At 33.8% G+C, this 17,619-nt stretch carries 16 protein-coding genes and 1 tRNA gene; 13 read left to right on the top strand and 4 right to left on the bottom strand.

The annotated features are described in order from the left end of the window. Positions 1-163: 163 nt before the first annotated feature. From ACFPH8_RS12680 to ACFPH8_RS12650, 7 genes are all read left to right on the top strand, one after another. Positions 164-709 carry a DUF1599 domain-containing protein gene (locus ACFPH8_RS12680; protein WP_248398308.1) on the top strand — a complete coding sequence of 182 codons (546 nt, stop codon included), beginning with the start codon at positions 164-166 and terminating at the stop codon, positions 707-709. A gap of 79 nt (positions 710-788) precedes the next feature. Then, positions 789-1,886, top strand: a complete 1,098-nt coding sequence (locus ACFPH8_RS12675; RefSeq protein ID WP_248398311.1) for a BT_3928 family protein — start codon at positions 789-791, stop codon at positions 1,884-1,886. A gap of 33 nt (positions 1,887-1,919) precedes the next feature. After that, positions 1,920-2,996, top strand: coding sequence for an ABC transporter permease (locus ACFPH8_RS12670; RefSeq protein ID WP_376861579.1), 1,077 nt, complete (start codon positions 1,920-1,922; stop codon positions 2,994-2,996). A 111-nt stretch (positions 2,997-3,107) separates the two neighbouring features. Next, the gene (gene tpiA, locus ACFPH8_RS12665; RefSeq protein WP_376861465.1) at positions 3,108-3,857 is read left to right on the top strand and encodes a triose-phosphate isomerase; all 750 of its coding nucleotides are present in this window, start codon (positions 3,108-3,110) and stop codon (positions 3,855-3,857) included. Between the two features lie 10 nt (positions 3,858-3,867). Continuing rightward, positions 3,868-4,707 (top strand): 50S ribosomal protein L11 methyltransferase, encoded by an 840-nt coding sequence (gene prmA / locus ACFPH8_RS12660; protein ID WP_376861463.1) that lies wholly within the window; start codon positions 3,868-3,870, stop codon positions 4,705-4,707. A gap of 44 nt (positions 4,708-4,751) precedes the next feature. Beyond that, positions 4,752-5,027: an ATP-dependent Clp protease adaptor ClpS gene (locus ACFPH8_RS12655; RefSeq protein WP_248398318.1), complete on the top strand. Its 276-nt coding sequence runs from the start codon at positions 4,752-4,754 to the stop codon at positions 5,025-5,027. Positions 5,028-5,378: 351 nt separating this feature from the next. Continuing rightward, positions 5,379-5,777 (top strand): hypothetical protein, encoded by a 399-nt coding sequence (locus ACFPH8_RS12650; protein ID WP_376861461.1) that lies wholly within the window; start codon positions 5,379-5,381, stop codon positions 5,775-5,777. A 204-nt stretch (positions 5,778-5,981) separates the two neighbouring features. Here ACFPH8_RS12650 and ACFPH8_RS12645 read toward each other — a convergent pair. Next, positions 5,982-6,055, bottom strand: a tRNA-Arg gene (locus tag ACFPH8_RS12645). Between the two features lie 56 nt (positions 6,056-6,111). Then, positions 6,112-6,264: an SsrA-binding protein gene (locus ACFPH8_RS12640; protein ID WP_066253112.1), complete on the bottom strand. Its 153-nt coding sequence runs from the start codon at positions 6,262-6,264 to the stop codon at positions 6,112-6,114. Between the two features lie 109 nt (positions 6,265-6,373). Here ACFPH8_RS12640 and ACFPH8_RS12635 point away from each other — a divergent pair, with 109 nt between their 5' ends. Continuing rightward, positions 6,374-8,338, top strand: a complete 1,965-nt coding sequence (locus tag ACFPH8_RS12635; RefSeq protein ID WP_376861458.1) for an endonuclease — start codon at positions 6,374-6,376, stop codon at positions 8,336-8,338. A gap of 72 nt (positions 8,339-8,410) precedes the next feature. Here the strand turns inward: ACFPH8_RS12635 and ACFPH8_RS12630 are convergent, their stop codons facing one another. Continuing rightward, positions 8,411-10,249, bottom strand: coding sequence for a M56 family metallopeptidase (locus tag ACFPH8_RS12630; RefSeq protein WP_376861456.1), 1,839 nt, complete (start codon positions 10,247-10,249; stop codon positions 8,411-8,413). Positions 10,250-10,251: 2 nt separating this feature from the next. Continuing rightward, complete coding sequence (locus tag ACFPH8_RS12625) at positions 10,252-10,611, bottom strand: BlaI/MecI/CopY family transcriptional regulator (RefSeq protein WP_376861454.1); 360 nt, start codon at positions 10,609-10,611, stop codon at positions 10,252-10,254. Positions 10,612-10,805: 194 nt separating this feature from the next. Between ACFPH8_RS12625 and ACFPH8_RS12620 the strand changes: the two genes are divergently transcribed. From ACFPH8_RS12620 to ACFPH8_RS12600, 5 genes are all read left to right on the top strand, one after another. Further along, positions 10,806-11,765, top strand: coding sequence for a calcium/sodium antiporter (locus ACFPH8_RS12620; protein ID WP_248398364.1), 960 nt, complete (start codon positions 10,806-10,808; stop codon positions 11,763-11,765). A gap of 123 nt (positions 11,766-11,888) precedes the next feature. After that, entirely contained in the window at positions 11,889-14,075 is a 2,187-nt protein-coding gene (locus tag ACFPH8_RS12615) for a glutamine synthetase III family protein (RefSeq protein WP_376861452.1), read from the top strand. A 483-nt stretch (positions 14,076-14,558) separates the two neighbouring features. Then, positions 14,559-15,263: a Curli production assembly/transport component CsgG gene (locus tag ACFPH8_RS12610; RefSeq protein WP_376861450.1), complete on the top strand. Its 705-nt coding sequence runs from the start codon at positions 14,559-14,561 to the stop codon at positions 15,261-15,263. A 36-nt stretch (positions 15,264-15,299) separates the two neighbouring features. After that, complete coding sequence (locus ACFPH8_RS12605; RefSeq protein WP_376861448.1) at positions 15,300-16,481, top strand: AIR synthase related protein; 1,182 nt, start codon at positions 15,300-15,302, stop codon at positions 16,479-16,481. Between the two features lie 30 nt (positions 16,482-16,511). Next, positions 16,512-17,480, top strand: coding sequence for a DUF3078 domain-containing protein (locus ACFPH8_RS12600; RefSeq protein WP_248398372.1), 969 nt, complete (start codon positions 16,512-16,514; stop codon positions 17,478-17,480). The last annotated feature ends 139 nt before the right edge of the window (positions 17,481-17,619 follow it).

Here is a 17,619-nt window from a genome sequence, read left to right as displayed (position 1 = left end):
TTTGAAAGTGGTATCTTCCCACAATCAATTTCAAAAATCAAGCACAAAATTAAGATATTCAGACTAAAATTGATGGGTATTTATGTCAAAATAAAAACAATCATCATTCAACTTTGAACTTTAAACAATTTAAGCGAAATTTACACAAAATTCAATAGTACACATGCCAAATACATCACAAGAATATGATGCTGTAATTTCTATTTGCAGAAACCTTTTCGAGAAAAAAATGTCAGATTATGGTAGCGCATGGCGTATTTTACGTTTGCCATCACTAACCGATCAGATTTTTATAAAAGCGCAACGCATTCGCGGTTTACAGCAAAATGCTGTTCAGAAAGTGGATGAAGGCGAAGTGAGTGAATTTATAGGCATTGTAAATTACTGTGTAATGGCATTGATTCAGATTGAAAAAGGTGTGGTAGAACAACCTGATTTAGATACGGAAGAGGCCGTAAAATTATACACAGAAAAAGTGGCTCTTACCAAACAACTTATGATGGATAAAAATCATGATTATGGTGAAGCTTGGCGTGATATGCGGGTGAGTAGTTTAACAGATTTAATCCTTCAAAAACTATTACGCGTTAAACAAATTGAAAACAACCAAGGAAAAACATTAGTAAGTGAAGGCATTGACGCTAATTATCAAGATATGATTAATTATGCCGTTTTTGCTATGATTCATTTGGGCGTAGCCAAAAATTAATTATAACACCTAATTAGGTTTAAAATAGCATCAATTTCACCATCCTGTTCATATACAGGGAATTTAAATTTTTAGTATCATGAAATACATTGTAGCATTTAGTCGGATATTTGTAGGCGTACTTTTTATCATTTCAGGTTTCATTAAACTGAATGATCCACTTGGGTTTTCATATAAATTGCAGGAATATTTTGGCGAAGGTGTTTTAAATCTCCCTTTTTTAGAACCTTACGCATTAATTATTTCAATTCTTGTAGTTGTTTTTGAAGTCGTTTTAGGCGTTTTCTTACTCATTGGTTACAAACCTAAATTTACAATTTATAGTTTATTGGCTATGATTGTGTTTTTTACATTTCTAACATTTTATTCCGCATATTTTGATAAAGTTAAAGACTGTGGTTGTTTTGGCGATGCCTTAAAATTAACGCCATGGGAGAGTTTTACTAAAGATGTGGTGTTGCTAGTCTTTATTTTAATTTTATTAGTTGGCATCAAATACATTAAGCCGCTATTTGGAAGACCCGTTATAACAACCGCCATTGCTTTATTGAGCTTCTTGGCCTCTTTATCATTTGCTTATTATGTTTTAATGCATTTGCCGGCAATAGATTTCAGAGCCTATAAGGTTGGGGCTAATATTCAAGAAGGCATGACGGTTCCTGAAAATGCGGCAAAACCTGTTCAAGAATTTACTTGGACATTTAACGTAAATGGAGCCGAAGAAATATTTGTAACCGACGGAAGTTACCCATCTGTGGATGGCGAGTATGTTGGTGTAGAATCCAAAGTAATTGATCCAGGGTATGAGCCTCCTGTTGTCGATTTTTCAATAGAAACAGAAGATGAAGATCTTACAGAGTACTATTTAGAAAAAGACAAGCTCATCATGATTGTCATGTATAATCTGGCAACTGCCGAACCGGACGGTGTAGCTAAATTGAAAGCTTTTTCAGATAAAGCCCTTAAAAATGGTTATACAGTAATTGGTTTATCAGCATCTGGAGCGGCTGAAAAAGAGCAGTTTAAAGCGTCACATAAATTAAATTTCGATTTTTATTTATGTGATGAAAAAGCGTTAAAAACAGTTGTTCGAGCTAGCCCTGGTATTGTTAAATTAGAAAAAGGAACCGTTGTTCAAAAGGCACATTGGAATGATATTGAGAAAATAAAACTGTAAGGATAAACACTAATAAAATAAAGAGATTTAATTCTGATAAGCTACCTATTACATAAAATCATGTATGCATTACTGACGCTTTTCGGGGTGGTAACAGTTATATTTCTATTGTTTAATGTATTGCCTGGTGATCCCGCTAAAATGATGTTAGGTCAAAATCAATCTGCTGAACAGGTAGAAGCCGTCCGTCAGAAATACGGTTTTGATAAACCGAAAACGACTCAATATTTTTATTACCTAAACGATTTATTGCCAATATCATTTCACGCTAAAAATGAAGCGGATTATACGTTTTTAAGACCCGGAAAATATGCTGCAACATCTTTGTTTTCTATTGGGAATACAACAACCGTTTTAAAACTGCCCTATTTACGGGAATCCTTTACCAAACAGGGTAAACGCGTCTCTGAAGTGATTGGAGAAACCTTACCAAATACAGCTATATTGGCCGTATCCGCCATAACTATTGCTTTGTTTTTAGGACTTATTCTTGGTGTGGTTTCGGCTATTTACAAGGATACATGGTTGGATAAAGGCATTCAAATTGTGAGTACCGTAGGAATGAGTGTGCCTTCATTTTTTAGTGCTATTCTATTCGCTTGGTTTTTCGGATTCGTATTACATAAATATACCAAATTGGAAATGACAGGCAGTCTGTATGAATTAGATGATTATGGACAAGCCATGCATATTCAATGGAAAAATTTAATACTTCCAGCTATAGTTTTGGGAATTCGGCCGTTAGCAGTGGTTATTCAGCTCATGCGAAATTCACTGTTGGAGGTGTATAATCAAGATTTTATTCGCACAGCAAGAGCAAAAGGCTTAAGCGAATATCAAATTATTAGAAAACATGCCGTTAAAAATGCCTTGAATCCGGTAGTTACCGCCATTTCTGGATGGTTTGCATCTATGTTGGCAGGTGCTGTTTTTGTAGAATATATTTTTGGTTGGAATGGTCTCGGTAAAGAAATTGTAAATGCTTTAAATACACTGGACTTACCGGTTATAATGGGTTCTGTATTGATAATTGCGGTAATCTTCATAATTATCAATATTTTTGTCGATATTATTTATACGTGGTTGGATCCAAAAGTAGCGTTGGAATAGAATCCCTGTGAAAACAAGAACTTTATAAAATCATGCTTAAACTAAAGTCAAGCAGCGCTCAAGTCAAATATATTATTTAAAAGAAGCATAAAGCATTATAAAAATAGGAATATGAGAAAACAAATAGTTGCCGGAAATTGGAAAATGAATAATGATTTGTCGCAAACCGAATTGTTAATTACCAATTTAAAAAGACAGGTAAAAACCTCTGAAGCAGAAATGATGATAGCACCTTCATTTACCAATTTATGGTCTGCTTTTGAATCGCTTCGGGAATATGATGTTGAAGTTGTTGCGCAAAACATGCACTTTGCAGAAAGTGGTGCCTATACAGGAGAGGTAAGTGCGGGTATGTTGAAAAGCGTTGGTATACAAACGGTAATTTTAGGCCATAGTGAGCGTCGTGCGTATTTTAATGAAACCGATGATTTATTAGCTAAAAAAGTTGATGCTGCTTTAAAAAATGATATGCGTGTAATTTTTTGTTTCGGGGAAGAATTAGCAGATAGAAAGTCTAATAATCATGAAACGGTTGTTGAAAACCAAATCAAGAATGGGCTGTTTCATTTGGAAGCAGATGCTTTTAAAACTATTGTCTTAGCTTACGAACCCGTTTGGGCAATAGGAACTGGCGAAACCGCTAGTCCGGAACAAGCACAGGATATGCATGCATTTATCAGAAAAACTTTAACCAATAAATATGGACAAAGCGTAGCGGATTCAGTTTCCATATTATATGGTGGAAGCGTGAAACCTAATAATGCACAGGAAATATTTTCCAAACCAGATGTAGATGGTGGCCTCATTGGTGGAGCAGCATTGAATGCCAACGATTTTATGGCTATTGTTAATGCATTTTAAGTAAAAATATATGTCAAATACAATTTATATAGGTTACGATTTTACCGTAACCCCATTGCAGCCAGCTGTTGAAATTTTAATAGCCGAACTAGGCTATGCCGGTTTTGAGAGTTTTGTGGAAACAGAAACAGGCGTTACGGCTTACATTCAGAAAGACGAATGGCGAAGCGATATTTTAGAAGATATTCAAATTTTAGATTCCGATGAATTTGAAATTACATTCGAATTCAACGAAATAAAACAAGTAAATTGGAATGCCGAATGGGAGCGAAATTTCAATCCAATTATTGTGGATGATGTCTGTGCAGTTCGTGCCCCTTTCCATGAAAAGTTCGATTCGAAATACGATATTATTATCGAACCCAAAATGAGTTTTGGAACAGGACATCATGAAACCACCCACATGATGATTCAGCATATTCTTAAAAATGATTTTACGGATAAAACCGTTTTAGATATGGGCTGTGGAACTGGTGTTTTAGCTATTTTAGCCGAAATGAAAGGCGCCAAAAAACTGGAAGCTATAGATATTGACAACTGGTGTTATTTAAATAGTGTGGAAAATGTGGAGCGTAACAACTGCCATAAAATTTCCGTATACGAAGGCGATGTTAGCTTGCTCAAAAATAAAGCTTACGATATAATTATTGCGAATATCAATAGAAACATATTGCTTCAGGACATTCCAGAATATGCTACTTGCTTAAATGCGAAAGGTTTGTTATTTTTAAGTGGATTTTATTTTGATGATATTCCGGTCATTGAAGAACTTTGTAATAAAATGAACCTTAAACGCGTTGATACATTACAACGTAACGATTGGGTTGCTTTAAAATTCGAAAAAGAATAACCGTTAATTGAAGCTGGCTTCAAATAACGATAAATTTAAAAATTATGAGTACCAAAGAACAAACATTAGAAGATGTTCTCCTTAAAGAAGAGGTTTTAAAGGAAAACGAAATTATTCTTTATAATGATGATGTTAATACCTTTGATCACGTTATAAATACTTTAATTTACGCCTGTGATCATACAGCCGAACAAGCCGAACAATGTTCTATTTTAGTGCATTATAAAGGACAGTGTACGGTAAAAACAGGTTCTTATAAAGAGCTAGAACCACGATGCTCAATGCTTTTAGAAGCAGGTTTGAGCGCGGAGTTAATTTAAAAAAGGTACCCAAATTTATTTGAGTACCTCATTTAAGGAAATCCACTTGATTAAGTGTTAATCCTCCGATTAATAGCATAATAAATATCAAAAATAATTAGCTAAAAAACTATGATTTTTATCAGTATTCAAAATGTTTCTTGGTAGTTATTAAGTCTTCTTTTATTTTCTTCAATCACAATAACGGAACGTTTTGATCATTTTTCGGTAGGCCATAAGCGGTTTTTCAAAAAGAAAAGGCTTTACAAATAGAAGTTATTGTAGGTGTTTTTTTTTAATGTATCCAAACTGATTTATATCATATATAAAACCGTTTTAAAGCTTTAAATTTAAAGATAAAGACCTTTATTTATGAATATCAATCAAATAAGAAATTTAGAATTTTTTCAAAACCTTGGAAGGTTGTTTTATGCTGTGGCTTTTGCCGATAAAAACATCGTTAAAGAAGAGTTTAGTACTTTAGTTTCATGTTTAGATAATTCGAGCTTCAGTCATATTTTTTTAGAAACAGAATTTAAATACCACGTTATATCAATATTTAATACATTGTATTTAGAACAAAGCGATGCACAAAAGTGCTTTGATGAATTTTTAGATTATAAAAAGCAGAATAATAACCTATTCTCAAAACCTATCAATGAAGCTATATTAAAAATGGCGAGTAAACTAGCAGCTAGTTTTTCTGGTCAAAACAAATCCGAGCTTATTATGCTTGCAAATTTGAGTATTGAATTAAAAAAAGGGAACTAATAAATTCGGTATTTAACTTTAAAATTGATTTGAATACTTAAAACATGGATTATACGGTGTAATGGTTTTAAATTCAGAAGTGTATTAAAAAAAATTAGTTTTTTAAATTGCTGCGCATTAAGAAAGCTCCGCTCAAAACATGCTTAAAACAAAAAAAACGCTCAAGCTAGCTTGGCGTTTTTTTTCTTATTTAAGTAATTTTCGTGACCTCGACTGGATTCAAACCAGTAACCTCTTGAGCCGTAATCAAGTGCGCTATTCAGTTGCGCCACGAGGCCGTTTTTGTGGGTGCAAATATATTCGTTTTTATATTATATGCCAAATAAAATGTCAATTAATCTAAAGCATTTTTTGTTACATATAATTTCCAGCCAAAAATTGCCATTTGAAATTTGCTGGCTTTGCTTAAATCCAAACGTTGTTTCGTGAAACTTGGTAGGATGGCTTTGTTTAATTTAGCTAAAAATTTAAAGATTTGTTTTTTCATAGGTGGCCAAAAAAATAGTATCTGTTCAAGATGTTAAATTTAAGAATTTAATAATCTATATAATAATTTATCCTAAAGTAGTTGCTTACATTTGCAAAAACCCTTTTTTATGAGATATAATTTACTTTTTGTTTTATTCATTTTTATTGGACTCCAATCCTTTGGTCAAATTGTTATTAATGAACTGGATTGTGATACGCCAGGTATTGATGATCAAGAGTTTTTAGAACTTAAATCGGATATGTCAAATTTTGATCTAGATGGTTATGTAGTTGTTTTTTTTAACGGTTCTAGTTCCGGAAACAACTCGAGTTATTTTACAGTCGATTTAGATGGTTATACAACAGATGAAAATGGCTTGTTACTTATAGGTAGTGATACTGTAACACCTTTTCCGCAACTTTTAATTGCGGCAAATACCATTCAAAATGGGCCCGATGCCGTTGCCGTTTATCTAGGAAGTGATTTTGATTTTCCCGAGGAAACGGTAGCAACTATTGATAATCTAATTGATGTGCTAATTTATGACACATCAGATGCAGATGATGTGGATATGATTGCCATCTTTAGTGCCCACCCAAATTTTACAGATATTCAACAAATTAATGAAGGTCCTGGAAATAATACCAATTCCATTCAGCGAAATAATGATGGAACCTACACATCAACAACACCTACACCTCGTGCTTTAAATGATGGTAGTGGAATAATTTTTAATAGTATTGCCATTTCAACTGATGCAGAACAGTATCAGGAAACCGATGCTATAACAATCACGTTTACAGCTCAAACCAATGTAACAGCAGATGCAACCTTTTCTTTTTCTATGGATAATGGCGGATTTAATGCGGCAGATTTTACAGGAAACACTACCGTAACCATTCCTAACGGACAAAATACGGTTTCAACAATTATAACATTGCTTGATGATGCGGTGGACGAAGGTGATGAAGAGCCTATTATTAAATTTGTAAACTTACCGTCACCTTATATTCCATTTAATAATTTTATAAAATTGCGGGTTGTGGATAACGACTTCACCCAAGCTAATTTTGGAACACCCTTAAATTCTACTTATGGAAACGTTACAAGTACACAACCTAGCGGTTATTATGATAGTTTGGATAATTTATCTGATGTTAATTTAAAACAAGCCTTACAAGACATTATTGCAGATCCTTCTGTCGTACGTGCTCAAACATATACAGATGTTATTGATATTTTAAAAGAAGCCGATCAGAATCCTGAAAATAGCAATGAAGTGTGGTTGGTATATTTAGAACAAGGACGTGCTAAATTGGATTATCAATTAAATTCAGTTAGTACGGGTAAATGGAATCGTGAGCACACATTTCCAAGATCTAGAGCTGGTTATTATAGTATTGAAGAAGACGAAATAGCGGACGGAAAGGACATTTTTTGGACCACTGAAGCCGATTCATTACGTCATGGAAATTCTGATGCACATGCATTACGTGCGGCAGATGGACCTGAAAATAGCTCAAGAGGTAATCAGTTTTATGGCCAATATACTGGACCTACAGGAACATTAGGAGGTTTTAAAGGTGATGTAGCGCGTGGCGTATTTTATTTAGCCATACGTTATAACGGATTGGATATTGTAAATGGTTACCCGGATGGAAACGTGGGACAATTTGGCGATTTACAAACCCTTTTAGAGTGGCATAGAAACGATCCGCCTGACGATTTTGAAATGAATAGAAATAATATAATTTATACCTGGCAATATAACAGAAACCCGTTTATAGATCAGCCAGATTTAGTAGAGTATCTTTGGGGAGATAATGTGGGTGAAGCATGGGTTCAACCTTTGAGTATTGATGAAAAAACCCTGGATTCCATTGTGATTTATCCAAATCCAACGTCTAGACGTGTATATGTAAAAGGACTGAATAATCGTGCTAATGCAACCGTTTATTCTATAGAAGGGAGAGCGTTATTCACCAAAGAAATTACTAATTCGTATATAGATTTAAACTTGTCAAGTGGTATGTATCTATTACAAATTACTTCTGATAATAAAACAACCACCAAAAAAATTATGGTGAATTAATTATAAAATCAAGCAAAAACACAAAGCCCAAACAGTACATGTTTGGGCTTTTTTATGCTTGTATAAAACTGGTTATTTCTGATTTTTGGTCGTAACAATTATAGCACCGTGTTTGCCTTTTTCGCCATATTTGGCCTTTGCCATGTCTGGTTTTAAAACATTTACGTTTTTAATATTATCGGGTTTAATAGCTTGCATGTCATTCCTAGTAGATGCTTTTCCGTTAATAAGTATTAATACCGTTTCGGGAATCTCCATAAGTTTCGTGTCTGTTTCTCCTGTCGAAATAACAATAACACCATCCTTACCTTTATCACCATATTTTTTCAGTTGATCCTTATTTGTAATAACATTGGTTTTAATAATGGTATTTGGATCAATTTGCTCCATTTCTTCGGGGGTTATTTCCTTGTTATTTAAGAGAATGAGAGGTTTCGTTTCAGTCGTAAAGGGATTGTTTTTATGGGGATTGGAATCCTTGATTTCAAAGGTGGTTTTTCCTTCAAAAATAATAACACCGTCTTTTCCTGCTTCACCATAGCGTTTTAAACCTTCGGTTTTATTTATGGCTGTTATACGTTCAGAAATAGTATAATTTTCATGTTTTAGGTCTTCTTTTTTATATGGTTTCCCATTTATAATATAAAGTGGATTTTCACCTAACCCTTGGTCTTCTTGAATAACTTTTTCTGTTCCTAATTGGGTGGTAGCGGTTTTTCCAAAGGTAATTCGGTCTTTACTCACTCGCGTTGTTTCATCATCAGAAAATTGAAACAAAATATCTTGTTTGTTTTCGGTTAGCCTTAAGGAAAATGGCTTAATGGTTTCTTGATTATCATTTTTAACCGTTACCCGTTTGGCATATTTGGTTCCTGCTTCATGTTTTGTTTTAATGGTGATTTCCCGAATGGTGTTATCCGCATTTCTGGAAACATTACTAAACTTTAATCTTGCGTTTTTATTAGAAAAATGGGATTCAATTTTAGCGAGCTCCACGGTGGTAGACTTTTCGGTAACCCTAAAGATTTGGGATGAGTTTTGAGTTTCAATGGAAGCTTTAGAAATATAAACCTCTTTCGTGTTAAAACTCATAAAAAATAAGGCCAAAGCAGGAATTACTAAAGCGTATTTCCATGCGTTTACAGTGTTCGATTTTGATGTGTGTAACATAACGATTCGTTTTTTGATTAATGAATTATAAAAATTATTCGCCATCACCAATTGATGAGTTGGTATGCTTGCCTTTAATAAAAGACGCTGATAGCTTTGTTTGCAATCGGTTTCCGACTGTATGTGTTTGTCTGCAATAAATTCTAAATTTTGCTGAAGTGCTTTTTTGTAAAACCAAACGAGCGGATTAAACCAAAATGCAATACACGTAAGTTGGGAAATAATTACATCTATAGAATGCCATTGCTTAACATGAATGCGTTCATGATTTAAAATGAGTTGTAGTTCGTCATTATTAAATGACTTGGGATTAAAGACAATTCTATTAAAAAATGAAAATGGGGCAATTGTATCTTCTGTTTTTATATAATAAATACCTGCTATTTGTTTCGAAGACTTATTCCGTATTAATTTGAAAAGTGACAGGAGATTCAAGATGAATTTTCCGAAGAAAAACAAAACACCTATACTATAAACCCAGAAGAATATGCTTTTTATACTAAAGTTTTCAGGTACAATTTGTTCCGTAATAGGCATGTTTGGAACTAATATGGAATTGAAATTTTGTGGAGCAACCTCTACATAAATGGGAATTACCAATAAAGGAAATAATATAGCTATAATTTGACCGCTCAATAGAAACCTACGGTTAGAATTAAAGAAGGTTTCCCGTTGTAAAAACAAAGTGTAACCAAAGTAGAATAGTGCTAATACAGCGGATACTTTTAATAGGTATTCCATGATTATTTGTTTTTCTCAATTAACGCAATTATTTCTTTCAGCTCATCCACGCTTATTTTTTCCTCTTGGGCAAAAAATGAAACCACGTTTTTATAAGAGCTATTAAAATAGTTGTCAATAGCTGTATTCATGAATTTCTTTTTGTACTGCTCTTTGGATACAATAGGGAAGTACTCGTGCGTTTTTCCATACGCTTTATAGCTAACATATCCTTTGTCTTCCAAATTTCTAATAATAGTAGAAAGGGTGTTATAATGTGGTTTTTCTGTTTCTATCGCGGCTAACACGTCTTTTACAAAGGCTTTTTTAAGCGTCCATAAAATGTGCATTATCTCTTCTTCCTTATTTGTTAATTTTTGCATTGCCAGTTATTTAAGTTTACGCAGTAATGGAAATGTATTATTGATGCATTCAAATGTATAACTGTTTTTATAGTTATACAACTGTAAATATAGTTATTTAACGAATTTTTTAGTTTTGATTATAAAATCATAGGAAATAGTATCTTCGCACCTCAATATATCAGAAATAAAAAGCTGTTTAAATTAAAGTAAGAATGAGTATAGTTTGGATGCTATTAGGTTTAGTGTTATTAGTAGTTGGTGGTGAGTTTTTAGTTAGATCTTCGGTAGCACTTTCCTTTAAATTTAATATTTCAAAATTAGTAATAGGGATGACGGTTGTGTCTTTTGCAACTTCAGCTCCTGAATTATTAGTTAGTTTACAAGCTGCTTTAGATGGCTCACCTGATATTGCACTCGGAAATGTTATTGGTTCCAACATAGCAAATATTGGCCTTGTATTAGGTATTACTGCCTTTATTTCACCTTTAACTATAGATAAGGATTTCTATAAATTAAATTGGCCTATGATGATGCTCCTTTCCATAGCATTATATTTTATGTTAAGGAGTGGGTTAATCTTAGACTTTAAAGAAGGTTTAGCTTTAATGGTTTCGCTTATCCTATTTTTATTTGTTTTAATACGTCGCTCTAGAAAGTCATCGGATATTGCGGCAGAAACAGATGAAGTGGACGAAACCTTACAAACCACCTCCAATTTTAAGGTAATTGTATGGTTGCTTATTGGAGGTGTAGCTTTATACTTTGGTAGTGAATGGTTAGTAGCTGGCGCTAAAGATATGGCATTCAGTTTGGGTGTTAGTGAACGCGTTATTTCTGTAACCATGGTAGCTATTGGTACTAGTGTGCCAGAATTAGCAGCATCTGTTATAGCAGCTATGAAAAAGGAAAAAGCTATTTCATTAGGGAATTTAATTGGGTCTAATATATTTAATATTGCTTCTGTTTTAGGATTAACAGCTATGATCCATCCAATACCTGTTAATAATCCTAATATATTAAGTCAAGACATCTTTTGGATGTTAGGATTTGCTGCTATACTTATACCGTTAGCATTTCTGCCAAAACGACTATCATTAGGTCGCTATAAAGGCGCCTTGCTTTTAGGGTCATATATACTTTTTGTGTATTTAGCGTTTATGGGAGGCAATTAGAAGGGTTCGGATTGATTAAAGTTGTTTTATTTTGTCTTAACCCCCTAAAAAAATAGGGGTCAATATTGTTTTTTAAAAAAAAAGTTTACTTTTGTACTCTAATTATTTTAAAAAACCACACACATGTCCACATTAAGATTTTATGCTATTAAGGAAACGTTGAACCGTAAGCCTATTAAAATTGATGAAAATGAACGGCGTTCCGCTATTTTTGGAGCTAACGTTTTTAATGAAGACACCATGCGTCAATATCTAACAAAAGAAGCGTTTGTTAGTGTTATGGATGCCATGCAAAACGGATCTAAAATTGACCGTCATGTTGCCGACCATATTTCTACAGGTATGAAAGAATGGGCTATTTCCAAAGGTGCTACACATTATACGCATTGGTTTCAGCCATTAACAGGAACAACAGCCGAAAAGCATGATGCTTTCTTTGAGCCTATTGGTAATGGTCGTGCTATTGAAAAATTTGGTGGTGGACAATTAGTGCAGCAAGAACCAGATGCTTCTAGTTTTCCAAATGGTGGCATTAGAAATACATTTGAAGCACGTGGTTATACAGCTTGGGATCCTACATCACCCGCTTTTATTTACGGAACTACCTTATGTATTCCAACCGTTTTTGTAGCGTATACCGGAGAAGCTTTAGATTATAAAACACCTTTATTAAGAGCTTTACAAGCGGTGGATGCAGCAGCTGTAGATGTGTGTAAATATTTTGATAAAAATGTTAAAAAAGTAAATGCATCTCTTGGTTGGGAGCAAGAATACTTTTTAGTTGATAGTGCTTTAGCAGCATCAAGACCCGATATCGTTTTAACCGGTCGTACAATGCTTGGGCATTCGCCAGCCAAAGGACAGCAGTTGGATGATCATTATTTTGGAACCATTCCAACTCGTGCTATGCAATTCATGAGAGATTTAGAAACCGAATGTATGTTATTGGGTATTCCTGCAAAAACACGACATAATGAGGTAGCGCCAAATCAATTTGAGCTGGCACCTGTTTTTGATGAAGCTAATTTAGCCGTAGATCATAACTCCTTACTAATGGACTTAATGCATAAAGTAGGGGAGCGCCACAACTTTAAAGTGCTTTTTCATGAAAAACCATACAAAGGTGTTAATGGTTCCGGAAAGCATAATAATTGGAGTTTAACTACAGACACAGGTATTAATCTTTTTCAGCCTGGAAAAACACCTATGAGTAATTTGCAGTTCTTAACCTTCTTTATCAATGCTATTAAAGCAGTTAACGATCATGAGGAAATAATTCGCGCCGCTATCGCATCAGCTAGTAATGATCATCGCTTAGGAGCAAATGAAGCGCCTCCAGCCATTGTTTCTGTATTCATAGGCGAACAGTTAACAAACGTATTAAGCGAGCTACAAAACGTGACGAACGGCAAATTGTCACCAGAAGAAAAAACCGATTTAAAACTAAACGTGGTTGGTAAAATCCCTGAAATTTTATTGGATAATACGGATAGAAATAGAACATCATCCTTTGCGTTTACAGGTAATAAATTTGAGTTTAGAGCTGTTGGTTCCAAAGCTAATTGTGCAAACCCAATGACCGTTTTAAATACTATTATGGCTAGGCAATTAATAGACTTTAAAACAGAGGTTGATGCATTAATAAAGAAAGAAAGTCTTAAAAAGGATGAGGCTATTTTTAACGTATTGCGAGAATATATTAAATTATCTCAAAACGTATTGTTTGAAGGAAATGGCTATGGTGAAGAATGGGAAATTGAAGCCAAAAGACGTGGGTTAAGTAACCATAAAACAACACCAGAGGCATTAAAAGCTAAAATATCTGAAAAGGCTATAAAACTTTTTGAAGATCTAGGTGTTATGAATCGTGTCGAGTCTGAAGCGCGTTACGAAATAGAAATGGAAGATTACGTTATGCGTATTCAAATTGAAGGACGTGTTTTAGGAGATATTGCTCGAAATCATATTGTTCCTGTTGCAGTGCGATACCAGAATATCTTAATTGAAAACGTAAAAGGCTTAAAGGAAATATATGGTAAAGACTTTAAGAAATTTGGACAAGAACAGTTAAATTTAATTGAAGATATTTCTGAACACATTGCATCCATTAATTCCGATGTAACGCTTATGATTAATGAGCGTAAAATAGCCAACAAAATTGGTGAAATTGATAAAAAAGCGGATGCCTATTGCAATAAAGTGAAACCTATTTTTGATGATATTAGATATCATTGTGATAAGCTTGAATTATTGGTTGATGATGAAATTTGGCCTTTGACAAAATATCGCGAATTATTGTTTACTAAATAACAATAAAATCATGCTAATATGCTCTAAACGCCTTACTTATGTAGGGCGTTTTGCATGAGCTAAAGGTTCTATTATGTAGTTTGTCTGATATATTTTGTAAGTCAACGAAAATATAATCTAACATGCAAATTTTTGTAAATAAATCGTATTTTTGATATGCTATTAATCATTACAAATTACATTATGAAAAGGCTTATTATAAGTGTTCTTATGCTTATGGCTGCAACCCTGATTTTTTCTCAAGCTAAAGATTCAATCGATGACAATGCGTCAAAGCAAGAAGTTGTTAGTCCAGAGAAAATGTCAACAACATTAGGGTAATATTTGAGTCGGTCACGTTGATGAATTTACCATATTAAAATTTTAAGTATTGTAATATACTTTAAAATTTTAATATGGTTTTTTTATGGCCTTAAATTTTAGTTTGTTGAGGTTATTCTTATAGGATATTTGTTATATTGCCCACTTGTTAAAAAGCTAATAATGAGATATCTTATTGCAAAATCATCATTTTTAACTCCAATGAAATGGTGTTTTGGTTTAATCATTTCAATTGGTTTATGGAATGGTAGTGCTAGTTTCGCTCAAAATAATTCGGAGCGTGTTCAAGAAACCCAATTACCTAAAACTGATTTCTATGATTATCGCGGCACACATGGTCTGGCTACGGCTTTAGGTTCGGCTGTAATAAATGGGGATTATGCCAATCCGGAATTTGGTATATATATGGGTTTTGGCTATAAAAAATCCATTATTCCACATGTAAATGTTAATCTAACATTTAATAAATTCAATCTCGTATATAAAGATTTGTTTAATAAAGGTTTCATGTCGTTCGATTTGAATGCGGAAGTTTTAGTTTTTCCGCACGAGCGTTTCTCACCGTTTGTGTTTTTTGGTGGTGGGGCAAATGCTTCTAACTATTTTGAAGCTGTAGATCCAAAAATGCAAGGAGGTCTCGGTTTAGAGTATATTATTTATGAAGGATTAAGTTTTAGAATTTTTAGTGATTATAACCACGTGTTTAGTGATGCGCTTGATGGTAAAATATATGGCGATGCGGATGATGTTTATTGGCGAATGGGTTGTGGTCTGAATTTTTATTTTGGTGGTGCCAAGAAAAAAGCCAAACTGTTAAATGCTGTGCCAACAATTATTAAAACTAACCCAATTCCTGCCGATAACTAAATAACAATTCTTATTTTTGTGGCTCAATTTTAGGATATGAGTGAAGAAGTAAGTAAACGATATGCACAAAGAGGTGTTTCGGCCTCAAAAGAAGATGTGCACAACGCCATAAAAAACATAGATAAAGGCTTGTTCCCTAAAGCTTTTTGTAAAATAGTTCCCGATTATTTAACCAACGATTCAGAATATTGCCTAATCATGCATGCAGATGGTGCCGGAACAAAATCATCATTAGCTTATATGTATTGGAAAGAAACAGGCGATTTGTCTGTTTGGAAAGGTATTGCACAAGATGCGTTGATTATGAATATTGATGATTTACTTTGTGTTGGTGCTACAGATAATATTATGCTTTCTTCAACCATTGGCCGTAATAAGAACAATATTCCTGGCGAAGTGCTTTCGGCTATCATTAATGGAACCGAAGCGCTTATTGCCGATTTAAAATCCTTTGGCGTTACTATTCATTCTACAGGTGGTGAAACAGCTGATGTTGGTGATTTGGTACGAACCATAATTGTGGATTCTACCGTTACAGCTAGAATGAAACGTGCCGATGTAATTGATAATGCAAACATAAAACCTGGAGATGTTATTGTAGGTCTTGAATCTTTTGGTCAAGCTACTTATGAGAAAAGTTACAATGGCGGTATGGGAAGTAATGGCTTAACATCTGCCAGACATGACGTGTTTCATAACTATTTAGCAGAAAAGTATCCAGAAAGTTTTGATGCAGCCGTTCCTAATGACTTGGTTTATTCGGGAGCTATGAAATTAACAGATAGTGTTCCAGATTCGCCAATTGATGCCGGTAAACTAGTGTTATCTCCAACACGAACCTACGCGCCAATTATTAAAGAAATTCTTGATGAATTTTCTAGTGATACCATTCATGGAATGGTGCATTGCAGTGGAGGCGCACAAACAAAAATCTTACATTTTATGGATAACCTTCATATTGTAAAAGATAATTTATTTCCAGTGCCACCGCTGTTTAAGCTAATCCAAGAACAATCTAAAACAGATTGGAAAGAAATGTACCAGGTGTTTAATTGTGGGCATCGTATGGAGTTATATGTAGATCCAAAAGTAGCAGATACGATTATTAAAATATCTAAATCCTATAATGTTGATGCTAAAATAGTTGGTCGAGTAGAAGCGGCTTCAGCGAAAAAACTAACAATAAAAAGTGAATTTGGTGAGTTTGTATACCATTAAGTTTTAAATCTCCCAAAAAAAAGTAGTTCAATGCATAAGAGTGTTTTTGTAATTTTTATTCTTCTCGTTCAATTTGTAAGTGCGCAACCAGATTCTTTATATTTTAAACCCGCTACTAACCCTAATATTCCCGTTTGGACAAATACCAATACGGCTGGGTTAGATATTAATGAAGTGGCATTTGTTAATTGGAATTCTGGAGGTAGTAACTCTATTTCAGCACTAATAGGACTTAAAAGTATGTTGCGTTACCAGTACCGAAATTTTATTTGGGACAGTAATTTACTTGCACGATACGGACTAAATAAGCAAGAGGAGCAAGAGTTTAGAAAAACTGACGATTTATTAGAAATTAGTTCCAGTTTAGGCTTTCGGAAAAATAAGTTAACTAATTGGTATTATTCGGCACGATTTAGTTTTAAAACGCAGTTTGCCAACGGGTATAGTTATCCAAATACCTCCAATGAGATTTCAAAATTTATGGCGCCTGGATATTTATTCCTTGGTGGTGGTGCAGAGTACGGAAAGAATATTGATAAATTTTCTCTGTATTTTTCACCCTTAACCCTGAAAACGACATTTGTTTTGGATTCAGCATTGTCAGACGCAGGATCATTTGGTGTTCGGCCTGCCGAATATGACTCAAACGGAAACCTGATTCGGTCCGGAGAACGTGTGAGAAAGGAATTAGGTGTTTTGTTAACGAGTGCTTATGAAACAACGCTATTTGAAAACATATCCATTCATAACCTCATGAGTTTCTACACCGATTATATCAACGATTTTGGAAATGTGGATATTGATTGGGAAATTGTTTTAGATTTTAAGGTGAATAATTTTGTTCGCGCAACTTTAGGTTCACATTTAAAATATGATAACGATGTTAAAATTCAGGAGGAAATTGTAAATGTGGAAACTGATGAAACGGAGTTTGTTCCGTTAGGTGCACGTATTCAATGGAAGCAATTGCTAGGTGTTGGTGTTGTTTATGAGTTTTAGAAAAAAAATAATTATTTGTTAACTTTTTTATGTTGATAAGTAATTAGTTTGCTGACAGTCAGTTTGTTATATATTTTTCTTGGAAACTTCATGATTTTTATCATGGATTAAGTTTAAAATTTTTCCGTTATTTACAGTT

Origin of the sequence: Bizionia hallyeonensis, from assembly GCF_042657385.1 — a bacterium.
Lineage (GTDB): Bacteria > Bacteroidota > Bacteroidia > Flavobacteriales > Flavobacteriaceae > Algorimicrobium > Algorimicrobium hallyeonense.
This window is presented reverse-complemented; position numbering and strand designations above follow the sequence as displayed.